Source organism: Pseudoduganella aquatica (assembly GCF_009857595.1).
In the GTDB taxonomy this organism is placed as follows: Bacteria; Pseudomonadota; Gammaproteobacteria; order Burkholderiales; family Burkholderiaceae_D; genus Rugamonas; species Rugamonas aquatica_A.
Genome location: NZ_WWCU01000004.1, coordinates 102,070 through 127,806 on the forward strand (window position 1 = coordinate 102,070; position 25,737 = coordinate 127,806).

Below are 25,737 nucleotides of genomic sequence, written 5' to 3' on the forward strand. Positions count from 1 at the left end.
TAAGGTGTTGAAAAAAAACCGGTCGGGAAAATCTGGCCTTCGAATTCGAAGATTTTCGCGGCAGGTTGCTGGTAAATCGTTTTACTGTAACGTTGCAGTGAATCTTAAAGCAAAGAAAAACGAAGTCAACAAGAATTTCGCAGGATGTTTTCTCGTTTCCACAATGATGGTTCTATGCAAATATATGCAGTTCAGCCACTCTCACCGCTACCGCTCATGAAAATTTCGCTCTCCAGTCTCCTGTTCAGCGCCGGACTGCTCGCCTTTGCGCCCACGCTGGTGCATGCCGCCACGCCCGCCACGCCGGAGAAAATGAACCAGATCTACGCCGAGTACTGGGAGGAGTATTCGAAAGCGAACCCGATCAGCGCCACCTTCAACGGCGACAACCGCTTCAACGACCGTTTCGGCCCGGTCACCTCGCAGGAAGCGCTGGCCGAGCGCAAGCGCCTGGCGGACAAATACCTGGCCCGCACCGCCGAATACGACCCCGCCAAGCTGGGCGCCGAGGACCGCATCAGCTACGATCTGCTGCGCTACAAGCTGCAGCAGTCGCTGGACGACATGCGCTTCCCATCGCAGCTCATCCCCATCAACCAGACCTTCAGCCTGCATCTGCTGTTCGCGCAGCTGGGCTCCGGCAAGCTGGCGCAGCCTTTCGCCACGGTGAAGGACTATGACAACTGGCTGGCGCGCGCCGCCGCCTTCGCCCCGGCGGCGGACGCCATGATCGCCGACATGCGCGCCGGTATCGCGCGCGGCGTGGTCCAGCCCAAGATCGTCACCAAGCAGATCCTGCCGCAGCTGGAGAACCTGGGCACGGCCGACCTGGCCAAGAGCGTCTACATGGCGCCGGTGCGCCAGTTCCCGCAGGACTTCAGCGAGGCCGACAAGGCCCGCCTGACCGCCGCCTACGCCAAACTGGTGGGCGAGCAGATCGCCCCGGCCTACCAGCGCCTGCTGGCCTTCATGCGCGACAGCTATCTGCCAGCCAGCCGCGAAACCGTGGGCCTGGGCGCGTTGCCGGAAGGGAAGGCGTGGTACGACTCCAAGGTGCGCAACTCCACCACCACCTCGCTGACGGCGGACGAGATCCACACCATCGGCCTGAACGAAGTGACCCGCATCCGCGCGCTGTTCGAGCAGGCCAAGGAACGCGTGGGCTTCAAAGGCACGCTGAAAGAGTTCTTCGTGCACCTGAACACCGCGCCGGAACAGCGTTTCAGCACCCGCGAGCAGATCCAGGCCGCCTACGAAGGCCTGCGCCCGCGCGTGGAGGCGAAGACGCCGCAGTTCTTCGGCAAAATCCCAAAGACCCCGTTCGAAGTGCGCCCGGTGGAATCGTTCCGCGAAGTGAGCGCCGCGCCGGCGCAGTACTTCGCCGGCCTGCCGGACGGTTCGCGTCCCGGCATCTTCTACTACAACGCCTACAAGCCGGAGACCCGCACCCGCTTCACCACGGTGGCCTTCTTCCTGCATGAAGCCATTCCCGGCCACCACTTCGAGATCAGCCTGGCGAAGGAGCAGACCGGCTTCCCGGCCTTCCGCCGCAACGAAGGCACCGGCGCCTTCAGCGAAGGCTGGGGCCTGTACAGCGAAATGCTGGGCCAGGAGATGGGCTTGTACGACGATCCGTGGCAGTGGTGCGGCCGCCTGTCGGCCGAGATCTGGCGCGCGGTGCGGCTGGTGGTTGATACCGGCATCCATTCCAAGGGCTGGACGCGCGAGCAGGCCATTGCCTACTTCGTCGACAACGTGCCGCAGAACGAAGTGGTGGCGGTGCAGGAAGTGGAGCGCTACATCGCCGCGCCGGGCCAGGCGCTGAGCTACAAGATCGGCGAACTGAAACTGCGCGAACTGCGCGCCCGCGCCGAGAAGCAGCTGGGCGCCAGGTTCGACCTGCGCGCCTTCCACGACGAAGTGCTGTCGCACGGCTCGGTGCCGCTCAGCGTGCTGGAAGCGGCCGTGGACCGCTGGCTGGCGCGCCAGAAGGCTAGTGCAGGCTCTTAATCTTCCGCACCACGTTTTCCACTACCGGACCAACCTCGTTGACGATCTCAACGAGGGTTTCCCTCGGTATGCCGAGCTTCTTGCTCCAGTAGGCCACTTCCCATTCCTTGTCCACGTGAATGTGCGAGCGGTCCCGCTGAAACAGATCTACCAAATTTTCCGCCATGTGTGATGCTCCATATTTCAGGGGCATCACTGTATCGCTACGCCAAACTCACTTCTGTGCGGTAACGCACATTCAACGCCATCGGTGAAGGCTATTGCATGTAAGGACCCCAGGCGGGTTCCTTGATGTCGCCGGCCTTGGTGGTCAAGCGTTGTTTTACAAGCCCGTCAACCGAGACCACGGCCAGCGATTTGCGGTCGCCGGCGCGGGTGGCGTACAGGATATATTTGCCGTTAGCGGCAAAACTGGGTGATTCATCGTCGGTGGCGTCGGACAGGCGCTGCTCCTGGCTGCTGGCAAGGTCCAGCGTGAACAGTTGGTAGTTGCCGTCACGATGAGAAATATAAGCCAGTGTTTTGCCGTCCGCCGAAATGCGTGGGCTGGTCTTTTCGCCGCTGCTGAAAGTCACGCGCTTGGCCTCGCCGCCGTCCGGGTTCATGCGGTAGATTTGCGCACTGTTGCTGCGGTTGCTGGTGAAGTAGATGCTTTGACCGTCAGCGGACCATTGGGGTTCCGTGTCGATATCGGCACTGTTTGAAATGCGGCGCAGTCCGCTGCCATCGGCGTTCACGGTGTAAATCTGCGTGTGGCCGTCTTTCGACAGTGCTACCGCCAGCTTGTTGCCGCTTGGTGCCCAAGCGGGCGCCGAGTTGTTACCTTTTTCGTTAGCCACCACGGTGCGGGCACGGGTGATTAGATTCTGCACATAGACCACTGGCTTATTTTGTTCAAATGACACATAGGCCAGCTTCGTGCCGTCCGGCGACCAAGATGGCGAGATGATGGATTCGTTCGAACGCAGCGCCAACTGTTCATTCTCTCCATCGGCGTCCGCCACCATCAGCAGATACTGGCCGCCTTCCTCCTTCACGTAGGAGATACGGGTGGAGAATATGCCGCGTATGCCGGTCAGCTTCAGGAACACGTCATCGGCGATCAGGTGGGCCGACAGGCGAGTAAATTGGGCGGTGACCGACTTATCCAGATTGGACATCTTCTCTTGCTTGATGGTGTCGAATAGCCTGTAGCGCACGTCGTAGCGGCCGTTGGCCAGCGCATCGATGGTGCCCACCACCAGCGCGTTAGCCCCCTTGGCTTTCCAGCCGCTGTAGTCGATATTATTAACGTCACTGACCGTGTTGGCATCGATAATTTTGAAGGCGCCGCTACGTTCCAGGTCGGCCTTGATAATTTCGGAAACCTTTTGAGGCGATACGCCTTCGTTGGCGAAGGTGGCAACGGCGACGGGGATCTGATGGCTGCCAACGCCGGAAATCTCAATCCGCACTTGAGCTTGCGCGTTTCCCACAGTGGCGGCGATAAGCAAGCTGGTGTAAAGCGTAAGCAGTTTTCTCATTAGCGGCGCCAAGGCAGTTGCAAAGGAGAAAATATTAGCATTGAAATAGCGACGCAATAGAATGTCAGATGAATAATCAAAAAAATGAGCTTGCAGGCCAGGCGGGCTTGCCTGGCAAGAAATGAAGGGGGGAATAGGAAGAATGGAAAATCGCGGTTAGAATACGCGTTTTCCATCCCAGCGAATTGACCGACGTGTTACGCCGCATAGTGCCCCTGCTGATAGCTTATCTGTTGCTGATGTCGCAACAGGTGGCGATGTCGCACGGCTATACGCACTGGACGCCGGCGCAAAAAACCATCGCAGGGGAGTTGCTCACCGCTTCGGGCGCCACGTCCGACAGCCCGGTGGTCGACCACATCTGCCTGCAGTGCGTGGCCGCTGCCGAGCTGGCCTTCGCCATCAACGGCTCGCTGCTGCGCTTCGAGCCGCAGACGAGCAAGCCGCTGTTGCCTGCGCTGCTGTTCGTGCAGGCGCGCGAGCGCTTCGCCACCGTCGTATTCCAATCCCGGGCTCCCCCGGTCCTCTGACAGAAATCGCACTTAGCAAGGCTATGCGCGCCGGGAAGGCGCGCGGCCGCTTTACGTCAATTCTTGTTTGAGGTTCTCATGATGTTCACCCGTACCCTGATCGCCACGGCGGTCCTGTCCACCATTTCGTCCATTGCTTCCGCCCAGACCAGCGACCCTGTCGTTCCCAAGGTCGTGGTCACCGCCAATCCGTTTAAAACCGCCGAGGGCGACCAGATCCTCACGCCCGCCAAAGTGCTGGCCGGCGACGAACTGCGCGACAAGATGGGCAGCTCGCTGGGCGATACGCTGTCGCAGGAATTGGGCGTGTCCGCGTCCGCTTTCGGCGCCGGCGCCTCGCGTCCCATCATCCGCGGCATGGAAGGCGCCCGCGTGAAGATGCTGGAGAACGGCATGGCCGTGTCGGACGTGTCCGGCCTGTCCAACGACCACGCGGTGGCGGCCGAAGGCGCGGTGGCGCGCCAGATCGAGATCCTGCGCGGCCCTGCGGCGCTGCTGTACGGCTCCGGCGCCATTGGCGGCCTGGTCAACGTGGTCAACGAACGCATTCCCACCGCGCTGGAAAAGCAGCTCACCGGCCAGATCGAGGCGCGCTACAGCTCGGTCGATAGCGGCAAGAACCTGTCCGGCACCGTCGACGGCGCAGCGGGCCAGTTCGCGCTGCACGTGGACGGCAACCTGCGCAACGCGGACGACTACAAGATTCCGGAAACCCGCATCGCCAACGACCCGGCCTCGGGCTCCGGCCGCCTGGCGCATTCGGCTACGCGCGAACGCAATGTCGGCGCGGGCACTTCCTATATTGCCGACTGGGGCTTTGTCGGCGCGTCCGTATCCCACCTGGACAACATGTACGGCATCCCGAGCGCGGAAGGCTCGAAGATCGACCAGAAGCAAACCCGCTACGACGTGGACAGCCTGGTGCACAAGCCGTTCAGCGGCTTCGAGACCTTCAAGTTCAAGGCCGGCTACACCACCTACGAACACGCGGAACTGGACGAGAGCAATGCGCCGGTCGTGATCTTCAATAACCGTTCGCTGGAAACGCGCGCCGAACTGGCGCACGAGCCTATCGCCGGCATGCACGGCACCTTCGGCTTCCAGACCGAGAACACGCACTTTTCCGCGCTCAGCCCGGACGGTGCGGCCGACACCGTGCCTGTCACGCATTCCACTTCCACGGCGGGCTTCCTGGTGGAAGAGGCGAAAGTCGGCGCCGTGCTGCTCAGCGCGGGCGGGCGCGTGGAGTCCGTCAAGCGCAAGCCGGTCACCGGCCAGGACCGCTCCTTCAATCTGAACTCCGGTTCGCTGGGCGCGCTGTGGACCTTCACGCCGGGCTATGGCGCGGGCGCCACCTTCTCGTATTCCGAGCGCGCGCCGGCAACGGAGGAGCTGTACTCCGGCGGCCCGCACGACGCTACGGTGACCTTCGACGTGGGCAACCCGGACTTCAAGAAAGAGGCTTCGCGCAATGTGGAGCTGAGCCTGGAGAAGAACACGGGCCTGGTGCGCTGGAAGGCCAATGCCTACCGCAACAAGGTGCGCGATTTCATCTACGGCCATATCACCGGCAGGCTGCTGGATGAGGAAGGCAACCCGGGCGACGAACTGCGCGAGCGCATCTTCGAGCAGGCCAAGGCCACCATCAAGGGTGCGGAAGCGGAGATCACCTACAACGCGCAGGGCAGCGGCTGGTCCGGCCGTTTTTTTGCGGACACGTCCAAAGGCAAACTGGATGGCGCGGGCAGCCTGCCGCTGCAGCCTGCAACGCGCGTTGGCGCCAGCGTGGGCTACCGCGAAGGCGCATTGCGCGGCGGACTGTCGCTGGTGCACGCGAATGGCCAGGATCGTCTCGCATCCTTCGAGACCACGCCGACCGGTTCCTACAACCAGCTGAACGCCAACTTCTCCTACACGCAGCGCCTGGGCAGCCAGGATCTGACGTGGTTTGTGCTGGCGAAGAATCTGCTGAACGAAGACATCCGCATGTCGACGTCGGTGCTGAAGGATATCGCGCCTCTGCCTGGCCGCAATTTCGTGCTGGGCGTGCGCGCCAAGTTCTAACTAGGGTTTGGGGGCGCGCCTGCGCCTCGGCCTGCGCTTGGTGTAGGAGCCTGAGCGCGGCGGTTTCTTCGCGCCGCCGCCTTTGCGGTGCGCGCGGTAGCACCACCATCCAAAAGCAAGGAACACCAGCAGCAGCAAGGCGGCGGACCAGTAAGTGGCCCAGATCATGGGGAGAGGGGGCATGCGGAACAGCTTCTTTTTCAAGAGGCCATTCTAGCATGCCCCAATCTCAATTTGCCTTCGCGCGCCAGGTGTAGGGGCCGATGATGGTGCCTACAAAACCGCCTGCCTTGCGGGTGGACAGGAAGGTGGTGTCCACCTTGTCCGCCAGCGTTTCGGTCTTGCCGCCTGCGGTGTAGCTGAACGCCATCTTGCCGCCGTCCGCCTGCACGGACAGCGCGACGCTGTCGCCTTCAAACGGAGCGCTGGCGACCAGCACATCCTCACTGGCCTTGGCACGCGTGTACAGGGCCAGCACATTCTTGCCCGCGATGCGGCTGATCCCATAGAACAGATATGACTCGTCGCTCTGGTAGGCCACCAGGCCGGCACGGTCGCCGTCCCGCTGCGGCTGGAAGCTCAGCGTGGTCGAGACCTTGGCGATATGGTGCTGCTGGCGCCGGCCGATAAAGGACGGCGTGCTTTTCAGGTCGCCCAGCTGGCCGCCGGCCGTCAGCGCCAGCGCGCCTTGCTCCAGCTTGTAGAATGGCGCGGCGGGCGTGCGCACGCCTATCCATTGCGTTGACAGGGCGGCGCCGGTGAACTCGTCCGTGTAGGCGATGTCGCCGGACATGGGCAGCTCAGGGCGCGGCTGCTCCGGCAGCTTGGGCTTGGGCGCGGTGAAGGGAATGCGCTTGCCCGCTTCCAGCACCATGGGCCAGCCGTCTTTCCACGTCACCGGCAGCAAAAAGGTTTCGCGGCCGATGTTGTACAAGTCCCCGTCGTAAGGGCGCGTGGCCAGGAAGGTGGCCCACCAGTCGCCGTTCTGCGTCTGCACAAACTTGGCGTGGCCTGCCGAGGTCACCGGGTTGGCGCGCTTGCCGTCCAGCGAGCGCTGGCTCAGGATGGGATTGTGCTCGTAAGGCGTGAACGGTCCGCGCACGCTGGACGAACGGAATACCACTTCGGAGTGCTGGTCGCCGGTGCCGCCTTCGGCCGCGATCAGGTAGTAGTATTCGCCGCGCTTGAGCAAATGCGGCCCTTCGATCCAGATAGGCTTGGCGCTGATGTCCACGCCGCCGTTCACGATCAGCGTGCGTTCGCCGACCATGGACAGGGTCTTGGGATCGAACTCCTGCACCCAGATGGCGCGGTGGCCGTCGTAGCGCGGCTTTTCAATCGGATCGCCGTTGTTCACCATATAGGCTTTACCGTCGGTGTCCCAGAAGATGGACGGGTCGATGCCGCCGAATTTCACCGGCTTGGGATCGGACCACGGGCCGGCAGGATTGGACGCGGTCATCACCACGTTGCCGCCGCAATCAACGCAGGTGGTGACGATGTAGAACACGCCGTTGCTGTAGGAGATGTCCGGCGCGAAGATGCCCCGCGAGGAGCGCAGGCCCTGGAAGTTGAATTGGCCGGGGCGGTCGATGGCGTTGCCGATCTGCTTCCAGCTCACCAGGTCGCGCGAGTGGAACACCGGCAGGCCGGGGTAGTGCGTGAACGATGAGTTGATCAGGTAGTAGTCCTCGCCCACGCGGGTGATGGACGGGTCCGGATAGTAGCCCGACAGGATGGGGTTGCGGAATTCGCCGGCGGCCGGCTGCGCTATCTCCTGCGTGCGGCCCTCGTAGCTGAAGCGCTCGAAGCGAGCGTCGCTGGCCTGGGCTGCGGTGGCGATCAGCGCGCAGGCGAGCGCTGTGTAGAGCTGTATGTTTTTAAGTCGCATGGTTGATGTCCAAGTGGTTTCAGGCGGCGCGCTGCGGCATGTCCTGCATGGCCTTGGCGATGGCGTCGCGCAGCGGCTTGGCGCGCAGCTGGTCGTCGAACGGGGCGGGGCGCTGGGCCTTGCCGTCCGGGCGCGCGGCTTCCTTCCAGGTCTGCAGCCAGTTCACGTGGTCCGCCATGCCCCACAGCAGGAAGTCGCGGCAGCGCGGATAGCTCAGCGTCAGGTCCAGGTAGTCGCGCGCCAGCGCGGCCACGCCTGCGTCGCGCTGGGCGAAATCGACAGGCAGCTTGCGGTCGTTCACGTCGAACTCCGTAATCAGCAGGTCGTAGCCCATGCCGGTCACTTCATCGAGGAACTTGCGCCATTCGCTGCCGGCGGCGGTGTTCGCAGGCGGCAGCGCGTCGCCGATATGGCTTTGCAGGCCGAGCGCGTGCACCGGCGTGTCGCGCGCGCGCAAGTCCTGCAACAGCTTGAGCACGCCCGCGCGGTGCTTGGCGCTGCCCGCGCCTGGGCCCATATAGTCGTTGTAGACCAGCTGCGCGTGTGGCGCGTGCTCGTGCGCCAGGCGGAAGGCCAGGTCGATCTCGCCGACTGCGCCCAGGCGCTGGCTGAACACGTTTTCGATCAGCGCACCGTCGGCGGGGTTGACCGCCTCGTTCACCACGTCGTAGCTGATGATGTCCTTGCCGAAGTGGCCGCACACGGCCTTGATATGTTCCGCCAGCAGGCGCTCGGCGGCCTGCTTGGGCTGCGCGCCGAAGTCGTAGGCGTTGACCCAGGCCGGCAGCCATTTCGGCGACTGCCAGATCAGCGTGTGGCCGCGCAGCGCCATGCCTTCCTTTTTCGCCCAGGCGAACATCTCGTCCGGAACCCCAAACTGGTGCGGACCGGGGCGCGGCTGCAAGGCTGGCCATTTGGTCTCGTTTTCGGCGACAATCAAATTGCACTCGCGCGCCATCAGTTCGCGGTAGGCCGGCCCGCCGACCTTGCCAAGCGCATTCCCGAAGCGCATGCCTTTCCTTGCGGCGATGTCTTTCAGCGGTTCGGGACCGGCGGCAGCGGGCGCCGCAAGCGCTGTGGGCGGCAGTAGAAGGGCGCCGGCTGCGGCGCCGAGCATGTGGAGGGTGCTGCGTCGGGTAGTCATATGTCTCCTTGTTGGATTTTTTATACGCAATGATAGCGCAATTCATTTTATTTCGGATTATGATGTTATATCAATTTTTTTCATAAAGATTTGCCGAATGGACTCGGAAAGCAAACGCATCCCCAACATGATGGATGTGGCCAAACTGGCCGGCGTGTCGCCGATGACGGTGTCGCGTGTCATGAACGGCAAGGACACGGTGCGCGGCAGCACGCGCAAGAAAGTCGCCGCCGCCGCCGCCGCGCTCAGCTACGCCCCCAATCCCGAGGCGCGCAGTATCGCTGGGCAAAAGCCCATACGCGTCGGTTTCCTCTACAGCAAACCGAGCGGCGCCTACCTGGCGGAATTCCTGCTTGGCTTGCTCAGCCAGGCCAGCCTGAATAATGTGCAGCTGTTTGTGGAAGCGTGCGAGGAGGGCGCACAGGCCCTGGAGCAGGCGCAGCGCTTCACCGACAGCAATCTGGACGGCATGATATTGCCGCCGCCGCTGTGCGACCGGGCCGACATCGTCGAGTTGCTGGCCGAGTCCGGCGTGCCGCTGGTGGTGGTGGCCTGCGGGCAGCCCGATCCCCGCGCCAGCGCCATCGGCATCGACGAGCATGCCGCCGCCTACCAGATGACGCGCCACCTGATCGAGCTGGGGCATGCGCGCATCGGCTTCGTGATGGGTAATCCGGCCCAGTCCTGCAGCGCGCTGCGGCTGGCCGGCTACCAGGCCGCGCTGCGCGACTTCGGCGGCCAGCTGGATCCGGAACTGGTGGTGCCCGGCCTGTTCAACTACCGCTCCGGCCTGGACGCGGCGGAGCGGCTACTGGCCCTGGGCGACAGGCCGACCGCCATTTTCGCCAGCAATGACGACATGGCGGCGGCCGCCGTGGCGGTGGCGCACCAGCAGCGCCTGGACGTGCCGGGCGACCTGACCGTGGCCGGCTTCGACGATACCGCGCTGGCCGTCACCATCTGGCCCGCGCTGACCACGGTGCGCCAGCCCACGGCGGCCATGGCGGAAGCGGCCGTGCGCTGCCTGGTTCGGCAGGTGCAGGCCATGCGCAACCATACACCGTGCCCGGCGGAGCAGCTGTCCGTCGATTTCACGCTGGTGCGCCGCCAGTCCGACGCGCCGCCGCGTGTGCGGCCGCCTGCGCGCGCCTATGCGCCCACGCTGTTGTCGTATTAATCGGCCAGCCGTCTTGACAAGCTCCCTTGCAAAGGAATAGACTGAAATGGTTGCGCTATCTATTTCCTGTTATTCCCAGATTTCTTGGGTGGTCGCGTAACTCATAAGGTCTTTTCGCCGGGTTGCCAGTCATGGCCCCGGCGATTTTTTTATCCGGACTGCCTGAAGAAAAATGAACCCACTATCCAACCGAAACATACTGGCCCGGCTGATGCTATGCGCCGGCTTCTTTGCCATGGCCGCCACCGCCGCCCCGCAGCGCGAGCGCGTGCTGATCAACGCCGACTGGCGCTTCCAGATGGGCGACCCGGCCGGCACGTCCGACTCGCTGCGCTACGACGTCCGCCCCGAAGTGAAAACCAGCGAAGACGGCAAGGCGGCGGACGCCATGCCGGATGCCGCCATCAAAGCCGGCGCCGCGCAGACGCCGGTGCTCAAACCCTGGATACTCCCGAGCGGCAATGCCTTTATCCGCGACCCCGCGCGCCGCTACCAACGCCCCGCGCAGGAACCCAGGCTGGACGTGGCCTACCTGAAGGCGGGCTACGACGACAGCGCCTGGAAGCGCGTCAACCTGCCGCACGACTGGGCCATCGCCGGGCCGTTCCTGGAGCAGGGGCCATACGGCGGCGTGGGCCGTCTGCCCAGCTGGGGCATAGGCTGGTACCGCAAGCAGCTCGCCATTCCCGCGTCCGACAAGGGCCGCTCCATCTTCCTGGACGTTGAAGGCGCCATGTCTTACGCGTCGGTCTGGCTGAACGGGAAACTGGTGGGCGGCTGGCCATACGGCTACAACTCCTGGCGCGTGGATCTCACGCCCTACGTGGTGCCCGGCGGCGCCAACACGCTGGCGATCCGCCTGGACAACCCGCCGGAATCGTCGCGCTGGTATCCGGGCGGCGGCATCTACCGCAATGTGTGGCTGACCAAGACCAACCCGGGCCACGTGGGCCAGTGGGGCACGCATGTGAAGACTGCCAATGTGGGCAAGGCCTCGGCCGATGTGGCGCTGGAAGTGGCGCTGGATAACGATTCGGCCGCCGCAGCCAGCGTGGAAGTGGCGACCGCCATCTACAACCTGGACGAGAAGGGCGCGCGCACCGGCGGCGTGGTGGCGTCCATCGCGCCGCAGCGCATCGATCTGGCGCCGCACGCCAGCGGCAAGAGCGCCGGTTCCGTCACGATCGCCAATCCCCGCCTGTGGGGACCACCGCCCACGCAGCGGCCCAACCGCTACGTGGCCGTGACCACGGTCAAGCGCGACGGCGCGGTGGTGGACAGCTACGAGACCAAGTTCGGCCTGCGCGACGTGCGCATGGACCCGGACAAGGGCATGTTCGTCAACGGCGAGCATATCGCCTTCAAGGGCGTGAACAACCACCACGACCTGGGCGCGCTGGGCGCCGCCTTCAATGTGCGCGCCGCCGAACGCCAGCTCGAGATCCTGATCGAGATGGGCACCAATGCGCTGCGCATGAGCCACAACCCGCCCGCGCCCGAGCTGCTGGAACTGACCGACCGCATGGGCATCGTCGTCATCAACGAGATCTTCGACGTGTGGGAGCGCAAGAAGACCGCGCTGGACACCCACCTGATCTTCCCCGACTGGCACGAGCAGGACCTGCGCTCCATGCTGCGCCGCGACCGCAACCACCCATCGGTGGTGATCTGGAGCATAGGGAATGAAGTGGGCGAGCAGTATTCGGGCGAGGCCGGCGCGGTCATCGGCAGCAGGCTCACCGCCATCGTGCGCGAGGAAGACGCCAGCCGTCCCACCATGACGGCCATGAACTACGCGCGCGCCGACATGCCGCTGCCCACCACGGTGGACATGATCAGCGTGAACTACCAGGGCGCGGGCATCCGCACCAATCCCGGCCGCTTCCCCGAGTTCCGCGCGCGCTTCCCGGACAAGGTGATCTTCAGCAGCGAGAGCGCCTCCGCCTTGAGCAGCCGGGGCGAGTACCAGTTCCCGGTCACCGGCGCGCTCACGTCCCCGGTGCGCCCGGACGCGGGCGGCGACTGGACCACGCACCAGGTCAGCGCCTACGAGCTGTACGCGGCGGACTTCGGCACTTCGGCGGACCGCTCCTGGGCGGCGCAGGACCAGTATCCCTACGTGGCGGGCGAATTCGTCTGGTCCGGCTGGGACTACCTGGGCGAGCCCACGCCGTTCTACTCCTCGCGCAGTTCCTACTCCGGCATGATAGACCTGGCCGGCTTCAAGAAGGACCGCTACTACCTGTACCAGGCGCGCTGGCGTCCGGAACTGCCGCTGGCCCACATCCTGCCGCACTGGACCTGGCCCGGACGGGAAGGCAAGGTCACGCCGGTGCACGTGTTCACCTCGGGCGACGAGGCCGAGCTGTTCGTCAACGGCAAAAGCCAGGGCCGCAAGAAGCGCACCGAGTTCGAGTACCGCCTGCGCTGGGACCTGGTGACGTATGAGCCGGGCGAAGTGAAAGTGGTGGCCTACAAGCAGGGCAAGGAGTGGGCAACTTCCACCGTGCGCACCGTGGGCGCGGCCGCCAAGCTGGATGTGTCGCCGGACCGCAAGCAGATTGCGGCGGACGGCCTGGACCTGTCCTTCATCACCTTGCGCGTGGCGGACAAGGACGGCAGCACCGTGCCGACGGCGAACAACGCCGTCAAGTTCAGCATCGAAGGCCCGGGCGAGATCGTGGCGACCGACAACGGCGACCCGACCAGCTTCGTGCCTTTCCCCTCGGCCGAGCGGCCTGCGTTCAACGGCCTGTGCCTGGTCATCGTGCGCGCCAAGCCGGGGCAGGGCGGCGCCATCACCGTGCGCGCCGAATCGCCGGCGCTGCAAAGCGCCTCCGTCACGCTGCAGGCGCAGCCAGTGTCACACACCGGCAAGCGCTGAGTTCACTATCCGTGTCCATGTAACAACGCATGGACACGATGGTTGTTGACTCAGCATTGCTTAAAAGGTCACAATGAAATGGTAGCGCTATTCATTTCAATGTCGCTACCATCTGATTCTAACCGGGGAGGGTAAAAACAACTCACAGCGCAAGCATGGTTTGCGCAACCAACAATTTGCTTTTCCTGACATAAGAAGATTGATGCGCTTTGCGGCGCAGACAACCAAGGCACTAGAGGCCATAAATAGAGGAGACAGTATGAACAAGCATCTGGGGGGCGCCGTCCGGCGTCTGGGCTCGGGAGGAGAGGTCTTTGTCATGACCATGCTCGCGGGCTTGATTTCCACCGCCTACGCGCAGCAAACCGAGCCGGTGGCGCCGCCGGCAGCGGCCACCGCGGCGGCCGACAGCAAGGACACCGCCGCCGTCGCCAAATCGCCCGCCGACAAGGCCGTGGTCACAGTGAGCGGCTTCCGCAGTTCGCTCGGCCTGTCCGCGATGGAAAAACGCGACGCCATCGGCCTGAGCGACACCGTGTTCTCCGAGGACATGGGCAAATTCCCCGACCCTAACATCGCCGACGCGCTGGCCCGTGTGCCGGGCGTGACCGTGCGCCGCGCCGAGATCGACGGCGAAGGCCTGAACATCTCCATCCGCGGCATGGGCGCGGCCTTCACGCGCGTGCTGCTGAACGGCGCGCCGATGGCGTCGGCCTCGGCCGGCAGCTGGGGCGGCTCCATCAGCGCCAACCGCGAAGTGGACATGGACTTCCTGCCGTCCGAACTGTTCCGCAGCGCCAGCGTCTACAAGAGCCAGCAGGCCAGCCTGATCGAAGGCGGCATTGCCGGCACCGTCAACATGCGCAGCGTGCGCCCGTTCGACAAGTCCGGCTTCCGCAGCGCCTTCACCCTGAGCGGCAACTACCGCGAACAGAACAGCAAGACCGGCAGCACCGGCTCCGCGCTGATCAGCAACACCTGGAACGACAGCACCTTCGGCAAGATCGGCGCGCTGGTCGGTGTGGCCTGGGGCGACACCAAATACAAGACCGACGGCTTCCAGACCGTGGACATGCGCAACTTCCAGCTGAAAGCCAACCAGGCCACCGCAGCCGACAAGCCTAACAGCACCGGCGGCGGCAACCAGTCCACGCCGGACAATGTGCCGTCCGGCCTGGCGTACGGCTCTTTGCCGTCCTACGCCAGTTCCGTCCTGGTGGCAGGCAAGCCGATCGACCGCGCCATGCTGCTGGCGCTCAATCCCGGCGCCACCATCCAGCAGATCGACAACGGCCTGTTCGGCCGCCTGGGCCGCCACCTGGTCTACGAAGGCGAGCGCAAGCGCGCCGGCGAAGTCATCAGCCTGCAATGGCAGCCGAACGACATGTGGGACGTCTACCTGGACACCGTGCTGGCCCAGAAAAAGAACAGCATGGTCTACGAGGCGATGAACGCCGGCACCCGCGCCAACACCGTGATCCCGGTCGGCATGGAGTTCGACCACACCGACTGCACCATAGGCTGCACCATCACCAAAGCCACCTTCGCCAACACCTTCTGGTCGCTGGAATTCCGGCCGATGGAAGAGAAGACCAACTTCCGCAGCTTCAACCCCGGCTTCGAATTCCGTCCGTCGGACAAATGGACCATAGACGCGCACTTCAACTCCACCAACAGCACCTTCTCGCGCGACATGCCGACGGTGCTGCTGGCCACCACGTCGCCGAACTCGGTCATCAACTACGACAACACGGTGCCGGGCCGCGCGCCTATCTACACCGGCAACCTGGACATCAACGATCCGAAAAACTTCGGCTGGAACCAGGCAGGCCAGGGCCTGTCCGGCCTGCGCATGGACCTGTACGAGCGCAACAACAAGACCAAGGGCTCGCGCCTGAACGTCAACTGGGGCGACACCGCCTTCAGCGTCAAGGTCGGCGGTTCCTGGGACGACATCGAGCGCCGCTACCGCAGCTACTCGGTGGCCGACGCGTGGATGAATGTCGCTTGCGGCAACAACATGAGCTACCGCTTCTTCCAGCCCAACACGCAGATCCGCACCCCGGGCTGCGACGGCCGCAGCACGCCGGGCGCCGTGGCCGACGTGAAGACCGCCTATCCAGGCTACGGCACCGGCTCCACCGTGGGCGCCGCGCCGCTGACCTACCTGGGCTCGGTGGTGCCGAATTCCGCCGTCACCAGCTACGCCAAGCCATCGGGCAACGGCTTCATCACGGTGGACTGGCCGAAATTCGCCGCCGCGACGGACTACCAGTACTTCCGCGACAACATCTACAAAGGCTTCCAGAACGGCAGCGGCGGCTACATCCGCGAAGTCGTGAACGCAGCCTATGTGGAATCGACCGGCCGCACCGAGCTGTTTGGCGGCTTGCTGCGCTACAACGCCGGCGTGCGCTATGCCGAAACCAAGCAGACCATCGGCGCGCTGACGGTCGGCGCCGACCCGCGCAACGCCACCCTGCAGAACGGCGGCCTGTACGACAACATCGGCGTGTGGGCCTACGAGTCCACCAAGTACGGCAACGCGCTGCCGTCGGCCACGCTGGCCTACAACATCACGCCCAAGCTGATCTTGCGCGCCTCCGGCTCCAAGTCGCTGACGCGCGCCAACCCGGCCGACCTGCGCCAGACCCAGCTCACGCTGGGCGACCAGGGCGCGCGCCAGGGCAGCGTAACCAATCCGAAGCTGAAACCGTTTGAAGCGCAGAACCTGGACATCGGTCTCGAGTACTACATGACCCGCGAATCCTATATTTCTGCCAGCGGCTTCGCCAAGGACATCATCAGCCGTCCGGGCCAGCGCATCACCACCTACTCGCTGGCGCAGCTGGACCAGATGTTCGGCACCATCGGCCTGACGGACGCCCAGCAGCAGTCGGTGACCGCCAGCGGCGGCCGCGACAAGCACCTGGTCGAAATCACCGAGCCATACAACATCGACACCAAGCTGAAAGTGCGCGGCGTCGAGCTGACCTGGCAACAGCCGCTGGACATGCTGCCGGTGAAAGGTTTTGGGCTGACGGCCAACTTTACGTACGCCAAGCAGACCGACTCCGCGCTGAACGCGCCGCCGGTGGCCGGCGTGCCGCCGCGCACCAACAACCTGACCTTCTACTACGAGCGTGGCGGCCTGAACTTCCGTGTCTCGCGCCAGTACACGGCCAGCCACGTGGTCAACACCAGCACGGGCCTGAACGTGCCGGGCGGCGCCTACGCCTACACCACCGAACGCGCCCAAGTGGACGCCTCGGCCGGCGTGAACCTGAAGCAGATGTTCAACTTCCGCTACAACACCGACCTGACGTTCAGCGTCTGGAACGCCAACAAGGCGATCAGCCAGACCTACACCCAGTTCAGCAACGCCATCTTCGACGAGTACAAGCCGGGCGCGAGCTACACCGTGTCCCTGCGCACCTCGTTCTAAGCGCAAGCTAGTCCCCCCAGCCCGGCAGCTCACCCTGCCGGGTTTTTCCCATTGCGGGGTCAGTTCTCGCATCACGCCATTTCACGTCCGGGGTCAGATCCACCATCGCGTCACGAGCTGAACCGTAGCTGAGGCAGATCAAGATGTGATCGTTGCGCTGCTGTAACGTAGGCGCATGACACGCCCACTTCGACTTGAATTTCCCGGCGCGCTGTATCACGTCACAGCACGTGGTGACCGCAGCGATCTCGTCTTCCTTGATGACCAGGACCGCCTTGCCTGGCTCGATATCATGGCGCGTGTGTGCAATCGCTTCAACTTCGTCGTTCATGCCTTTTGCCAGATGGGTAACCACTACCACTTGCTGGTGGAAACCGTCGAAGCGAACTTGTCACAGGGAATGCGGCAGGTGAATGGGCTTTACGCTCAGCACTTCAATCGCCGGCACCAACTGGTGGGGCATCTCTTCCAAGGCCGCTATCACGCCATCCTGGTGCAGAAGGAGAACTATTTGCTTGAAGTTGCGCGCTACCAGGTATTGAATCCGCTACGCGCGGGCATGATCCGGGCGCCAGGCGAGTGGGCTTGGAGCAGCTACTGCTATATGTTGGGGATTAACGAAGCGCCTGAATGGCTGGAGACGGACTGGATGCTCTCGCAGTTCAGCTCGACGCGCGCCAAGGCCGTGCAGGCCTACATCCGATTCGTGATGCAGGGCATCGGCCTGAGCAGTCCGCTTCTACATGTGAGCCATCAATTGATACTGGGCGATGCTGAATTTGTGGAGCGGCATCGCGCCGTGGCTGGCGAGCTCCCCCTGCGCGACGTGTGCAAGGCCCAGCGGCGGACTGCTGCGCTCACCTTGGCCGAGTACCAGCAAAAATACCCGGACCGCGACGAGGCGATGGCTAGGGCCTATTTCTCCACTGTCTTTACGATGGCGCAAATTGCTGCGTTCTTCAACGTCTCCTTGAGCACGGTAAGCCGGGCAGTACAACATTTCGAGCGCAGGGACAATATGACGTGATGCGAGAACTGACCCCATGTATGAAATGACGTGATGATAGAACTGACCCCGGCAGTGACCGATGCCGGACCTGACCCAGGGTGAAAAAAAACCCAGCGGGCGCGGGCCGGCTGGGCTGAAACCACGTTGGGCCGCGTTTATGCGGCGTCGCCGTAGGGAGAGATGGGGAGGATGTTGCCGTTGGCGTCGTAGTGCAGCTCAGTCATCTTGACCGAACGCAAATGGGTCACGCCGTCCGACAGGCTGCTGTCGTGGTAGAACAAATACCAGCGGCCTTCGACTTCGCAGATCGAGTGGTGGGTGGTCCAGCCGATCACCGGGCTGAGAATGCGGCCTTTATAAGTGAACGGACCGTAGGGGCTGTCGCCGGTGGCGTAGCACAGGTAGTGCGTGTCGCCGGTGGAGTAGGAGAAGTAGTATTTGCCCTGGTATTTGTGCATCCACGGGCCTTCGAAGTAGCGGCGGCCGTGGTCGCCCGCCAGCAGCTCTTTGCCGTTTTCGTCGAGGATGACGACGGCGCGCGGCGCTTCGGCGAACTGCTTCATGTCGCCGCCCAGGCGGGCTACGCGCGCTTGCAGCGCGGGCTCATCGTCGGCGGGTTCTTCGTTTCCGGCGCCATACACGTTGTCGCGGTATTTCTGCAGCTGCCCGCCCCAGATGCCGCCGAAGTACATATAGTGCTCGCCGCCGTCTTCAAACACGGCCGGGTCGATCGAGTAGCTGCCTTCGATAGGCGCCGCTTCCGGTACGAAGGGGCCGGCCGGATCGTCGCCCACCGCCACGCCGATCTGGAAGATGCCGTCCGCTTTCTTGGCCGGGAAGTAGAGGTAGTATTTGCCGTCCTTGAAGGCGGCGTCCGGCGCCCACATCTGGCGCTCCGCCCAGGGCACATCGTTCACGTGCAGGGCCACGCCGTGGTCCACCGTCTCGGCGCCCGGCGCGTCCATCGACAGCACGCGGTAGTCTTCCATGGCGAAGTGGTCGCCGTTGTCGTTGAAGGCGATGCCCGCTTCAATGTCGTGCGAGGGGTAGATGTAGATGCGGCCGTTGAAGACGTGGGCCGACGGGTCGGCCGTGTAGATGTGGCTGACCAGCGGCTGCGAGATGGCGCGCGCTTTCATTTGCTGCAGGTCGTCCTGCGTCAGTTCTTGTTCTGGCATGGTGCTTGTTACCCGGTTCTAAGTTGATATTTTTGCTTGCATTAGCGCTGCGCGGCGGCGCGGCGCAGGCCCAGTTCCTGTTCGATGGTGCGCTCGGTCGCCTTGCGGATGTCGTAGAACGCCAGGCTGGCCACGCCCACCAGGAAGGGGATGGAGGCGTAGATGCTGACCGACAGCTTGATGCCGTGGGCCACGCTCTCGTTTTGCACCGCTTGCAGGGCGTCGTAGCCGATCATGGACAGTAGGGCCGCGACCAGCGCGCCGCCTATGCTCAGGCCGGCTTTCAGGCCGAAGATCATGGCCGAGAACAGCAGCGCGGTGGCGCGGCGGTTGTTTTTCCATTCGGAGTAGTCGGCCACGTCGGCGATCATCGCCCACAGCAGCGGGATGGTGATGCCGTAGAAGAAGCCGTGCAGGGTCTGGGACATGAACACCAGGCCGATGGAGCTGGGCGCGTAGCAGTAGAAGGCCAGCATGAACAGCGTGGACACCAGCAGCGCCGCGCCGAACACGTCGCGCTTGCCGTAGCGGTCGGCCAGCGGCTTGGAGAAGCCGATGCCGATGATCATCATCAGGATGCCGGCGGCGTTGAACAGGCTGAAGCCGGAGGTGGCGGCGTCTTCCGGCCATTGGAACTTGGTCAGGCCGACGCTGGTGAGCACGGAATTGAGGCCGTGGATGAAGCTGTTGAAGCCCACGTCTTGCAGGAAAGCGGCCAGCGAGGCTTCGTTCAGGTAGGTCTTGAAGTAGAAGATGTACATGCCGCCCTTGAGGGCCAGCGTGATGAAGACCAGGATGGTGAGCACCAGCATGACCACCCACGGGCGGTTGCCCAGCAGGTCGGCGATGTCCTGCTTGATGCTGGAGCGCTGTTCGGCGGTGGGCACGATGCGCTCGGTGGTGGTGAAGAAGGTGACCAGGAAGCAGATGGTGCCGGCCACGGCGAAGATGATCATGGTGTTCTGGAAGCCTTGCACCTTGTCGCCGCCGCCGAGGATGAGCACCAGCGGCAGCAGCAGCACCTGGATGATGAACTGCGCCACCATCACGGCCACGAAGCGGTAGGCCGACAGGCTGTTGCGCTGTTCCATGCTGCCGGTGAGCACGCCGCTCAGGGCGGAGTAGGGCAGGTTGTTGGCCGAGTAGATCAGCATCAGCAGCACATAGGTCAGCGTGGCGTAGATGAACTTGCCTTGCGGGCCGAGATCGGGGACGCTGAAGGCGAGGATGGCGACCAGGCCGAAGGGCACCGAGGTCCACAGTATCCAGGGGCGGAACTTGCCCCAGCGGGTCACGGTGCGGTCGGCGATCAGGCCCATGATGGGGTTGAAGCAGGCGCCGACCAGGCCGCCGACGAAGATAATGGTGGCGGCGGCGTTGGGCGCTATCTTCGCCACGTCCGTGTAGAAGAAGGCGATGAAGGTCAGCAGGGTCTGGAAGATCAGGTTGGCGGCGAGGTCGCCGAGGCTATAGCCGATTTTCTCCATCGTCCCCAGCTTGGCGGCGGAGCTGTCTGCGGTGCTTGTCATGTCGTCTCATTTATCGTTATCAGTGCGTAATTCGAAATGAATAGCGCAACCATTTTGCGATGGTGACTGATTTAGCACCGGGCGTCAACTATGCCGGCGATGAGAATTGCACATTTGCGAAGAAGGGGGCTGCCGCGCGCAGAACGCGCGCGGCCGATGGTGCTGAGTTGCTACTGAAGCGGGCGGTTTGCCGCTTAGAACGGAGGGTAGCGGCCTTCGACGAACGGCGAGCCGATGTGCTCGACGATCTTGCGCAGCTTGGCTTTCAGGATGCGCGTCCAGCGGCGCACGTCCGAAGGCGACGGGCTGTTGGTTGCTTGGGTCACGCCATATGGGCTGTAGGACGAGAAATTCATGCTGTTTCTCCTGCTGTTGGATTTCGATGTGTCCAGAATACTGCGCTGCAACATATAAATCCAATTGCATTTTTCGATGGCTGATATTCTCAGTGTGAATGTGATATTCAAACCGCCATTATGCTAAATTGGTCACATTGTATAAAAACTAAAGCGTGGAGGCGGCCATGCGGGCGAGGCAAGGGAATTCCTGGCGCTGGGCTATGCTGATGCTGGGCGTGCTGTACGCGGCCGCGGTGCTCTACGTTTTGCCCTTCGCCACCAATGACGGACCGGTGCATATGAGCTTCGGCCATATGCTCGGCGGGACGCCCGATGCCGGGGGATTGCAGGCGCAGCATTATCAGCGCAATGGCGCCCTGCATCCCAATCTCGCCGTGTACGGGCTGATTGTGCTGTTGCTGAAAGCCGTCGCGCCGGACGTGGCGGAGGCGGTGGTGCAGCTTGCTTGCCTGCTGGGGCCGGTGGCCGGCATGGCGGCGCTGCTCCAGCAGTTCCGGCGGCGCCAGGTCTGGGTGGCGCTGTTTGCCTTTCCGCTGGGCTTGCATCAGCTGTTCTTCCTTGGGTTGTACAACTATTGCCTGTCGGTGACCGGGTTCCTGTTGAGCATGGCTGCGCTGCTGTGGATGCAGAAGCGGGCCGGAGCCTGGCGCGCGGCAGCGCCGGTGGCGGCGTTGTACTTCACCTATTTTTCCCACGCGTCCGGCTTCCTGGCCGCCATGCTGGCGCTGGGCGTGCTGACGATGGTGTCTTGCGCGGCCGCCTGGCGCACGGGGGGGGGCGGTGCAGGCTTTGCGGGCGCATGCCCGGCACGCGGGGGTACTGCTGTCGCCGCTGCCTCTGGTCGTTCTGTCCTTGGGCGGAGCGCGTGGCGCAGCGGTCGTGTTCGGTGCGCCGCTGGAGGAGAGGCTGAAGAGTTTCGTCATCCTGTCGCCGCTGAACCTGCAGCACACGCCGATGGACCGCTACCTGGCCCCGGCACTGGCGGCCGCCATTCTCGCCAGCGTCCTGCTGCTCGCCCTCCGTTGCGCGATGGCGCTCGGCAGCCGGCGCGCCGATACCCGCAGTTGGGCCGCGCTGCTGCTGTTTGCATCCTTGCTCGCCCTGGCCTTGGCCTTCCCGGATACCATGGGCGGTGGCTGGACCCATTACCGCCGCATGCAGATGTTTCCCTATTTTGCAGGCCTGCTGTGCATGGCCTGTTTGCCCTTGCCGGCCAGCGCAAGGCGCGCAATGGCGGCGCTGGCCGTCGTGGTGTCGCTGGCGCTGATGGCGGGCGGCACCTGGCGCCAATACCGCATCAAGCAGCAGCTGGCGCCGTTGGCGGAGGTGGAACAGCTGGTGCCGCCGCATTGCACGGTGCTGCCGCTGGTGCTGGACGACGGAGGCGCCTGGGCCACGGGCATGTCCTTGCCGCCCAAGTATCGCCCGTTCTTCCAGGCCGCCAGCCGGCTGGAGTTGCGCGGCGACCGCGTGGCGCTGTTCAACTATCTGGCGCGGCTGCAAGTCTATCCGGTGCACTTCGTGCCGGGGCAGGACACGCAGGCGCTGCTGTTCCATTGGCGCCCGCAGCAGGAAGCCACGGACTTGACGCGCATCGATATTGCGGGATACGAGCAGGCCAGCGGCCAGGCGGTGGATTACGTGCTGCAATGGGGCGCGCTGGCGTCGGCGCCGGCGCCCTTGCAGGCGGAAGTGCTGCGCGCCACGGCAAGCTACACGCCGGTCTATGCCACGCCTGACGGCAAGGTGAGGCTGTTCCGGCGCAATGCGGCCAGCGCCTCCTACGCCACGCCCCGCAGCCGCTGCACCGCACTGGACTCGCGCAGCTTGCCAACCGTATAATGCGCCCGCTCTGGTGCCCGCGCGCGAAATCTCGCCCGCAGTTAAACGGGAAACACAGGCTGCGCAAGCGGCCGGGTGTGCTGCCCCCGCAACGGTTAGCAAGCGCCGTCTCTTGACGGCAGGCTGTCTCTCTACACCACTGTGCTTCGGCATGGGAAGGTAAGACAGTCACGCTTGCGAGCCCGGATACCGGCCAGGGCAGGTGGAAGCGTCCGCGCAGGCGGCGCTTTCTTACGCAATCGCGCCTACGGGGAAGTGGGGAGGATTGCCGCTCCGTAGGATCATTCCATGTTAGATTTACCAATCGAAGGCCCGGTTGCGACCGTGCAGGTGCAAGCGCATTACGACAACAGCGTCGGCACCTCGGACGCCGCCAGCCAGGGCGTCGTCACCGCCGCGCTGATCGCCAACCGGCCCGCACTGCGCCCCGGCGAGCTGCTCGAATTCGTGCCCGGCGTGATCGTCACCCAGCACAGCGGCGACGGCAAGGCCAACCAGTACTTCCTGCGCGGCTTCAACCTCGACCACGGCACCGACTTCGCCACCTATGTGGACGGCATGCCCATCAACATGCGCACCCACGCGCACGGCCAGGGCTACACCGACCTGAATTTCCTGATCCCAGAACTGGTGGACCGCATCAGCTACAAGAAGGGCGCTTACTATGCCGATGAAGGCGACTTCGCTTCTGCCGGCGCGGCCCGCATGGCCCTGGCCAACAAGCTGAAAGACGGCACCGCAACGCTGACCGCAGGCGAGGGCCAGTACCTGCGCGGCCTGGTGGCCAACTCCACGCCGCTGGCAGGCGGCAACCTGCTGTACGCGCTGGAACTGGCGCACAACAACGGCCCGTGGCAAGTGCCCGAATCGTTCCGCAAGCAGGCCGGCGTGCTGCGCTACAGTGCAGGCCCCAAGGACGACCAGTACAGCGTTACCGCCATGGCCTACAAGGGCGCATGGTACGCCAGCAGCCAGATCCCGCAACGCGCGGTTGACAGTGGCGATCTCGATCCTTACGGCACGCTGGATCCTACAGACGGCGGCGTCACTTCCCGCTACAGCCTGTCCTTCGGCATGAACAAACACAGCGCCGACAGCCAGTTCCAGGCCAGCGCCTACGCAGTCCGTTCCGCCCTCACGCTGTACAACAATTTCACCTACTTCCTCGACGACCCGGTCAACGGCGACCAATCGCGCCAGACCGAGCGCCGCAAGATGCTGGGCTTCGACGTGTCGCAAACCTGGTTCGGCAAGCTGGGCGAGCGGGACATGAGCAACCGCATCGGCCTGCAGGTGCGCCACGACGGTATCGCACCGCTGGCGCTGTACAGCACCGTGCGCCAGCAGATCCTGCGCACCATCACCGAATCGGCGGTGAAGGAGGGCAGCGCCGGACTGTGGTTGGACAACACCGTGCAATGGACGCCCTGGCTGCGCACCGTGGCCGGCGCGCGCTACGACAGCTACCGTTTCGACGTGGCCAGCGACATCGCCGAGAACTCCGGCAAGGTCAATGCGCACATCGCCTCGCCCAAGCTGGCCGTGGTGCTCGGCCCATGGAAGCAGACCGAGTTCTTCCTGAACGCCGGCTCCGGCTTCCACAGCAACGACGCGCGCGGCACCACCGTGCACCTGACGCCCAAGGAGCGCGAACCTGCCGAGCCGGTCACGCCGCTGGTGCGCACGCGCGGCTCGGAAGTGGGCCTGCGCACCGAGCTGGTGCCCGGCCTGCAAAGCTCGCTCGCCTTGTGGCGTTTGCGCTCGGCCTCCGAACTGGTGTTCTCGGGCGACGCGGGCGACACCAGCGCCAGCCGGGGCAGCAAGCGTTCGGGTGTGGAGCTGAACAATCATTACATCGCCAGCAACTGGCTGCTGTTCGACCTGGACCTGGCCTATTCGCGCGCCCGCTACACCGAGCGAGACGAGGCCGGCGACTACATCCCCGGCGCGGTGGGCAAGGTGGCCTCGTTCGGCGCCACAATCACCGAGCTGGGCCCGTGGTCCGGCGCCTTCCAGATGCGCTACTTCGGCCCGCGCCCGCTGATCGAGGACAACAGCAAGCGTTCCGCCTCCAGCGCCATCGCCTACCTGCGCACCAGCTACCGCATCGGCCGCCGCTGGCAACTGTCGCTGGACGTGTTCAACCTGTTCGGCCGCAAGATCAACGACATCGACTACTACTACGATTCGCGCCTGCCCGGCGAGCCGGCGGAAGGCGTAGGCGACATCCACTACCACCCCGCCGAGCCGCGCTCCTACCGTCTCACGCTGCGCACGACGTTCTGATGCTTCACGCCCACAAGCGCTGGCCGATCATGCTGTGCCAGCCCAGGTAGACGCCAGCGGCGGAATGGAGCAGCGCGTGCAGGCTGGCGAAGCACATGACCGGGAGGATGAATCGAAAGGTTCACGTCGCTGTAGAGAATTCGAGAATTTTGCAGATGAGAAAGCTGCTATGCTGAATGCCGCAGGCTGGGAGCAGCCAAAAGCGGGCACGTGATTTTTTACCCCAAAAATTTTAAGTAAATGAAGAAATCAAAAGGTTTTGCATTCGCTGCAGGCATGTTTGGCTTAAGTAGCGCTAGTCTCTGCCTGGGTCACCGATATGGTGCTGCAGGCGGAATGGCCGGAGTTGCCTTTTTGTATGCTGTCATTGCATACCGACTGAAAAAGACTGGGCAGTAGCTTCGGGTTTTTCCGCCAAACACGGAGCTTTAGTCACACTGGTGCTTCTGCCTTGGGTGGAACGAGACGTCGGTAACCCTGAAGCAGTCCTAAGCATGCTACTTAGACGTGCAATTTCTAGCGGAGCATGCGGCCGTCGCTACTGGTCGCGTTTTGAGGCATATCCATTTTGATATAGCTTATAAGAAAATAGGAATTGGTAAGACATACGCTGGGCTCCTAAGATGAAATCCGCAGCTTATGTGGACGGGAGACAGTGATGGCACAGCAGCAACAGCCGAGCAAGGAACAGATTCGGCAATATATGGAAGCGCGGCAGGCACAGCAGTGTCCGCCGCCGTCGATGCCGGAAATCCGGCGCCAGCTTGGCTGGGGATTGATCGCGGCAAACGAGGCGCCGGCCGAGGCTTGTATTGGCCGGGAGGCCAGTACGGTTTAGCAGGCTTTCTGGGAAAGTGTACCGGTAC

The 25,737-nt window shown here is 63.7% G+C and carries 18 protein-coding genes and 1 riboswitch; of the genes, 10 read left to right on the plus strand and 8 right to left on the minus strand.

Features of this window, described 5'->3' with window-relative positions; translation table 11 throughout:
- The first annotated feature begins 216 nt into the window (after positions 1–216).
- Entirely contained in the window at positions 217–2,010 is a 1,794-nt protein-coding gene (locus GTP77_RS05535; protein WP_161071187.1) for a DUF885 domain-containing protein, read from the plus strand.
- Here GTP77_RS05535 and GTP77_RS05540 read toward each other — a convergent pair.
- A complete protein-coding gene (locus GTP77_RS05540) occupies positions 1,994–2,164 on the minus strand; it encodes a DUF3606 domain-containing protein (protein WP_161071188.1) in 171 nt (56 codons plus the stop codon). The genes GTP77_RS05535 and GTP77_RS05540 overlap by 17 nt on opposite strands.
- A gap of 103 nt (positions 2,165–2,267) precedes the next feature.
- Positions 2,268–3,533, minus strand: a complete 1,266-nt coding sequence (gene tolB, locus GTP77_RS05545) for a Tol-Pal system beta propeller repeat protein TolB (protein WP_161071189.1) — start codon at positions 3,531–3,533, stop codon at positions 2,268–2,270.
- A gap of 233 nt (positions 3,534–3,766) precedes the next feature.
- Here tolB and GTP77_RS05550 point away from each other — a divergent pair, with 233 nt between their 5' ends.
- A complete protein-coding gene (locus tag GTP77_RS05550) occupies positions 3,767–4,063 on the plus strand; it encodes a hypothetical protein (protein WP_161071190.1) in 297 nt (98 codons plus the stop codon).
- Positions 4,064–4,141: 78 nt separating this feature from the next.
- The gene (locus tag GTP77_RS05555) at positions 4,142–6,127 is read left to right on the plus strand and encodes a TonB-dependent receptor (protein ID WP_161071191.1); all 1,986 of its coding nucleotides are present in this window, start codon (positions 4,142–4,144) and stop codon (positions 6,125–6,127) included.
- Positions 6,128–6,356: 229 nt separating this feature from the next.
- Here GTP77_RS05555 and GTP77_RS05560 read toward each other — a convergent pair whose 3' ends face one another.
- Both GTP77_RS05560 and GTP77_RS05565 read right to left on the minus strand, forming a co-directional pair.
- Positions 6,357–8,018, minus strand: coding sequence for a glycoside hydrolase family 43 protein (locus tag GTP77_RS05560; RefSeq protein WP_161071192.1), 1,662 nt, complete (start codon positions 8,016–8,018; stop codon positions 6,357–6,359).
- A gap of 19 nt (positions 8,019–8,037) precedes the next feature.
- Entirely contained in the window at positions 8,038–9,162 is a 1,125-nt protein-coding gene (locus GTP77_RS05565) for an endo-1,4-beta-xylanase (protein ID WP_161071193.1), read from the minus strand.
- Between the two features lie 97 nt (positions 9,163–9,259).
- Between GTP77_RS05565 and GTP77_RS05570 the strand changes: the two genes are divergently transcribed.
- From GTP77_RS05570 to GTP77_RS05580, 3 genes are all read left to right on the plus strand, one after another.
- Positions 9,260–10,339 carry a LacI family DNA-binding transcriptional regulator gene (locus GTP77_RS05570; protein ID WP_161071194.1) on the plus strand — a complete coding sequence of 360 codons (1,080 nt, stop codon included), beginning with the start codon at positions 9,260–9,262 and terminating at the stop codon, positions 10,337–10,339.
- Positions 10,340–10,511: 172 nt separating this feature from the next.
- Positions 10,512–13,223 (plus strand): beta-galactosidase GalB, encoded by a 2,712-nt coding sequence (gene galB, locus GTP77_RS05575; RefSeq protein WP_161071195.1) that lies wholly within the window; start codon positions 10,512–10,514, stop codon positions 13,221–13,223.
- Positions 13,224–13,482: 259 nt separating this feature from the next.
- Positions 13,483–16,668: a TonB-dependent receptor gene (locus tag GTP77_RS05580; RefSeq protein ID WP_161071196.1), complete on the plus strand. Its 3,186-nt coding sequence runs from the start codon at positions 13,483–13,485 to the stop codon at positions 16,666–16,668.
- A gap of 7 nt (positions 16,669–16,675) precedes the next feature.
- Here GTP77_RS05580 and GTP77_RS30545 read toward each other — a convergent pair whose 3' ends face one another.
- The gene (locus GTP77_RS30545) at positions 16,676–16,999 is read right to left on the minus strand and encodes a hypothetical protein (protein ID WP_229202106.1); all 324 of its coding nucleotides are present in this window, start codon (positions 16,997–16,999) and stop codon (positions 16,676–16,678) included.
- On the opposite strand from GTP77_RS30545, the gene GTP77_RS05585 reads away from it, so the two are divergent.
- Positions 16,880–17,695 carry a transposase gene (locus GTP77_RS05585; RefSeq protein WP_228896694.1) on the plus strand — a complete coding sequence of 272 codons (816 nt, stop codon included), beginning with the start codon at positions 16,880–16,882 and terminating at the stop codon, positions 17,693–17,695. The genes GTP77_RS30545 and GTP77_RS05585 overlap by 120 nt on opposite strands.
- A 137-nt stretch (positions 17,696–17,832) precedes the next feature.
- Here the strand turns inward: GTP77_RS05585 and GTP77_RS05590 are convergent, their stop codons facing one another.
- From GTP77_RS05590 to GTP77_RS05600, 3 genes are all read right to left on the minus strand, one after another.
- The gene (locus GTP77_RS05590; protein ID WP_161071198.1) at positions 17,833–18,855 is read right to left on the minus strand and encodes a glycoside hydrolase family 43 protein; all 1,023 of its coding nucleotides are present in this window, start codon (positions 18,853–18,855) and stop codon (positions 17,833–17,835) included.
- 41 nt (positions 18,856–18,896) lie between these two features.
- Entirely contained in the window at positions 18,897–20,384 is a 1,488-nt protein-coding gene (locus GTP77_RS05595) for an MFS transporter (protein ID WP_229202093.1), read from the minus strand.
- Positions 20,385–20,578: 194 nt separating this feature from the next.
- A complete protein-coding gene (locus GTP77_RS05600) occupies positions 20,579–20,740 on the minus strand; it encodes a hypothetical protein (protein WP_161071199.1) in 162 nt (53 codons plus the stop codon).
- Between the two features lie 882 nt (positions 20,741–21,622).
- Here GTP77_RS05600 and GTP77_RS05605 point away from each other — a divergent pair.
- From GTP77_RS05605 to GTP77_RS05615, 3 genes are all read left to right on the plus strand, one after another.
- A complete protein-coding gene (locus tag GTP77_RS05605) occupies positions 21,623–22,585 on the plus strand; it encodes a hypothetical protein (RefSeq protein WP_161071200.1) in 963 nt (320 codons plus the stop codon).
- Positions 22,580–22,797, plus strand: a riboswitch (cobalamin riboswitch). (Overlaps the previous gene by 6 nt.)
- Before the next feature lie 76 nt (positions 22,798–22,873).
- Complete coding sequence (locus GTP77_RS05610) at positions 22,874–24,871, plus strand: TonB-dependent receptor (protein WP_161071201.1); 1,998 nt, start codon at positions 22,874–22,876, stop codon at positions 24,869–24,871.
- A 658-nt stretch (positions 24,872–25,529) separates the two neighbouring features.
- On the plus strand, positions 25,530–25,709 hold the full coding sequence (locus tag GTP77_RS05615) for a hypothetical protein (RefSeq protein WP_161071202.1): 180 nt from the start codon (positions 25,530–25,532) through the stop codon (positions 25,707–25,709).
- Positions 25,710–25,737: the final 28 nt, after the last annotated feature.

Excerpts from the sequence above, each read along its gene's own strand:
- GTP77_RS05535 (WP_161071187.1), top strand. The coding sequence starts at position 217 with ATGAAAATTTCGCTCTCCAGTCTCCTGTTCAGCGCCGGACTGCTCGCC.
- tolB (WP_161071189.1), bottom strand. The coding sequence starts at position 3,533 with ATGAGAAAACTGCTTACGCTTTACACCAGCTTGCTTATCGCCGCCACT.
- GTP77_RS05555 (WP_161071191.1), top strand. The coding sequence starts at position 4,142 with ATGATGTTCACCCGTACCCTGATCGCCACGGCGGTCCTGTCCACCATT.
- GTP77_RS05560 (WP_161071192.1), bottom strand. The coding sequence starts at position 8,018 with ATGCGACTTAAAAACATACAGCTCTACACAGCGCTCGCCTGCGCGCTG.
- GTP77_RS05565 (WP_161071193.1), bottom strand. The coding sequence starts at position 9,162 with ATGACTACCCGACGCAGCACCCTCCACATGCTCGGCGCCGCAGCCGGC.
- GTP77_RS05570 (WP_161071194.1), top strand. The coding sequence starts at position 9,260 with ATGGACTCGGAAAGCAAACGCATCCCCAACATGATGGATGTGGCCAAA.
- galB (WP_161071195.1), top strand. The coding sequence starts at position 10,512 with ATGAACCCACTATCCAACCGAAACATACTGGCCCGGCTGATGCTATGC.
- GTP77_RS05580 (WP_161071196.1), top strand. The coding sequence starts at position 13,483 with ATGAACAAGCATCTGGGGGGCGCCGTCCGGCGTCTGGGCTCGGGAGGA.
- GTP77_RS30545 (WP_229202106.1), bottom strand. The coding sequence starts at position 16,999 with ATGAACGACGAAGTTGAAGCGATTGCACACACGCGCCATGATATCGAG.
- GTP77_RS05590 (WP_161071198.1), bottom strand. The coding sequence starts at position 18,855 with ATGCCAGAACAAGAACTGACGCAGGACGACCTGCAGCAAATGAAAGCG.
- GTP77_RS05595 (WP_229202093.1), bottom strand. The coding sequence starts at position 20,384 with ATGACAAGCACCGCAGACAGCTCCGCCGCCAAGCTGGGGACGATGGAG.
- GTP77_RS05600 (WP_161071199.1), bottom strand. The coding sequence starts at position 20,740 with ATGAATTTCTCGTCCTACAGCCCATATGGCGTGACCCAAGCAACCAAC.
- GTP77_RS05610 (WP_161071201.1), top strand. The coding sequence starts at position 22,874 with ATGTTAGATTTACCAATCGAAGGCCCGGTTGCGACCGTGCAGGTGCAA.
- GTP77_RS05615 (WP_161071202.1), top strand. The coding sequence starts at position 25,530 with ATGGCACAGCAGCAACAGCCGAGCAAGGAACAGATTCGGCAATATATG.